Source organism: Hoylesella timonensis S9-PR14 (assembly GCF_000762405.1).
Lineage (GTDB): Bacteria > Bacteroidota > Bacteroidia > Bacteroidales > Bacteroidaceae > Prevotella > Prevotella timonensis_A.
On sequence record NZ_JRPQ01000106.1, the window covers coordinates 1 to 1,778 of the forward strand.

The window sequence follows — 1,778 nt, forward strand, 5'->3', positions numbered from 1 at the left end:
ACATTATCATCTGTAATCGACTCAACCCTCGGTCTAAGGTGTAGATCGTTCGGTTATCAGTACAGCGAAATCATCCTTTCCCTTGCGTTTCTTCTTAATCAGTCCGATCCTCAGACATTTGTTGTATTCCTTCTCTATCCTGTCCCAGGGAAGGTGGTCGGCCAGCTTGACCCAACGGTTGGATTTGCTCAATCCCGAAAGTGACTCCTGAAGTTCAAACAGGTCGTGACTGCGATTTTGTGAGTAGTATTTCATCTCTACTCTTGAATGTTTTAACATCCAAAGGTAGTCCTTTTGGGCGAATTGACCAAATTTTATACAACATAAATAGTTACTTGTTAGATAGTTATAGTTAATTAGCAGACCCTATTTATTCTTCTATTTTGCTATAATGCGAGAAATCTCACTATTAAAATTATTGTTCAATCCAAGATTGGGTTGCATTTCTCGTAATTGGGATTTGTGATTATAGATAAAAAGTTTATAATGTTCTGGATCTGCATTGACAACATCGTTTAATATGGAGGACAAAATGCTCATGCTCGGCCATCGATTATAATTAACGGATAAATCAATAAAGAATGTTAGTAACTGCTGATTAGTAGCAACATCTTTATTGACTGATATTATATATTGGGTAAATCGTACAAATTGATCAATATCATCAAATTGAATATAATCGGATGTGTTACCAATACACTCCATGAAATGATTGGATATAGTATTGATACAATCACGCTTATGTTTTAACATTTCTATTAAATCCTCCTTGCTAAGTTGTCTAATGGAGTTACCCCATTTCATTGACTCTTCTGGAAGTGATATTATATGTTTATAGATTTCTTCGATATATTCAGAGCTTCCTTTCTGATATTTTTCCTTAATCTCTTTTATCGATTTAGGCTGTCGATCAATCGCTTCAAGTGAAGATTTGAATTTATTGAGAGCATCAATAATTGGAGTAAGGGAGGAATAACGTTCTTCAGGATTTTCTTGGGTTGCTTTTTCGACAATAGTTGCAATAGGAAGAGGAACCCTATTTATTCTTACATTACTGACATCACCTCCATTGCTGAATAAATAATATAAGGTCTTACCCGCCATATAAATATCTCCTTGGATAGTACCATCCTTAAATTTCCCTTTTGAATATTCTGGAGGCATATAACCTAATGTTCCAGCCGCTAAAGAAGCAGATGTCAGAGTTGTAGTATCCCTATCTACGAAACGAGAAAGTCCAAAATCGGCCACTTTGACAATGTCATCTTTGATTAGGATATTTTGAGGTTTTATATCCCTATGCCTTACATCATTATCGTGCATAAATCTGATACCTTCACACATCTGTAATGACAATATGACTTTCTTGTAATTGTCATTAGTCGTTGCAAGATCAGCCAATGATTTATTACAAGAAGGCATAACATAATAAGGGCATTCATCATCATAATGTTCTTCTAAAACTTCAATAATATGAATATGCTTTAGACGTTGAAGTATTCGCATTTCACGTCTAAATAATTTTAACTGTTCTTCTGTGGCTCCTTCTTTTAATCGTTTTAAAACAAATCTAACCGGAGCACCGTTGATCATAACTCTATACACTTCAGACATCCCTCCGTGCATAATTTCTGTTACAATGTATTTGTCTATATGGTCACCAATTTCCATAGTACTGATATCTTAGATGATATGCATTTATGTTTATATAATCCTTAATTCCGCAACACTATTATAAATTAAACTTTTTAAGTGCCTGAGCAACAAAAAGTTGCTCA

The 1,778-nt window shown here is 34.5% G+C and carries 2 protein-coding genes; both read right to left on the reverse strand.

From position 1 onward, the window contains the following. Positions 1-33: 33 nt before the first annotated feature. Positions 34-279, reverse strand: coding sequence for a hypothetical protein (locus tag HMPREF9304_RS14665; RefSeq protein WP_197061651.1), 246 nt, complete (start codon positions 277-279; stop codon positions 34-36). 99 nt (positions 280-378) lie between these two features. Then, on the reverse strand, positions 379-1,671 hold the full coding sequence (locus HMPREF9304_RS07025) for a serine/threonine-protein kinase (protein ID WP_036927756.1): 1,293 nt from the start codon (positions 1,669-1,671) through the stop codon (positions 379-381). Positions 1,672-1,778: the final 107 nt, after the last annotated feature.

Coding starts and splice junctions, on each gene's coding strand:
- HMPREF9304_RS14665 (WP_197061651.1), bottom strand. CDS start 279: ATGTTAAAACATTCAAGAGTAGAGATGAAATACTACTCACAAAATCGC.
- HMPREF9304_RS07025 (WP_036927756.1), bottom strand. CDS start 1,671: ATGGAAATTGGTGACCATATAGACAAATACATTGTAACAGAAATTATG.